Here is a 730-nt window from a genome sequence, read left to right as displayed (position 1 = left end):
ACAAGTTCATCGTCCATCGACACAAGGCCAAGAGTGGCCTGACCATCCGCTCCGGCCTCGCCCGCGTCGCGTCCTGGTGCTGGATGTACAAGGCCTTCACAGCGAAGGACTGGGCAATCTTCACCCAGAACTACGGCATGCCGACCCGCGTCGGCAAATTCGACCGGGCCGCCTCCGATGCCGACAAGGAGGTGCTGTGGCGTGCCGTCGCCAACATCGCCGGGGATTGCGCCGCCATCATCCCGGCGGAGATGTCGATCGACTTCGTCTCGGTCGAGAAGGGCACGGGCGCGCCAGGCCAGCTCTATGAGCGCCGGGCCGATTGGCACGATCGCCAGATCTCGAAGCTCGTGCTCGGCCAGACCACGACGACGGACGCGGTCTCGGGCGGCCACGCGGTCGCCCAGGAGCATCGCCTCGTCCAGGAGGATCTGGAGCGCGCCGATGCCAAGCTGCTCTCGGCCTCGCTGACCAAGCAGCTCGTCCAGCTCATCATCGCTCTGAACTTCGGGCCGCAAGCGACGTATCCGCGCCTCAATATCGGCCGGCCCGATGAAGTGCCGTTGAACGATGTCGTCAACGCCATCGACAAGCTCGGGCCGCAAGGCCTGACGGTTGAGGCGAGCGAGCTGCGGGACCGCCTCGGCTTCTCGGATCCGGCCAAGCCGCGCAAGGACGGCAAGGCGGTCGAGCTCATCGGCGGCCGCCCGCCGCCGCCAGCGCCGCCGGC

Annotated in this window: 1 protein-coding gene; it reads left to right on the top strand. The window is 67.5% G+C overall.

The window, feature by feature from the left end; translation table 11 throughout:
• A partial coding sequence (locus ACFPOB_RS30070) for a phage portal protein family protein (protein ID WP_377801832.1) occupies positions 1–730 on the top strand: 730 nt, incomplete at both ends.

The sequence above is a fragment of the Allobosea eneae genome, from assembly GCF_042657265.1.
Classification (GTDB): domain Bacteria; phylum Pseudomonadota; class Alphaproteobacteria; order Rhizobiales; family Beijerinckiaceae; genus Allobosea; species Allobosea eneae.
The sequence above is the reverse complement of the archived record's forward strand: the minus strand, read 5'-3'. Positions and strand labels throughout refer to the sequence as shown.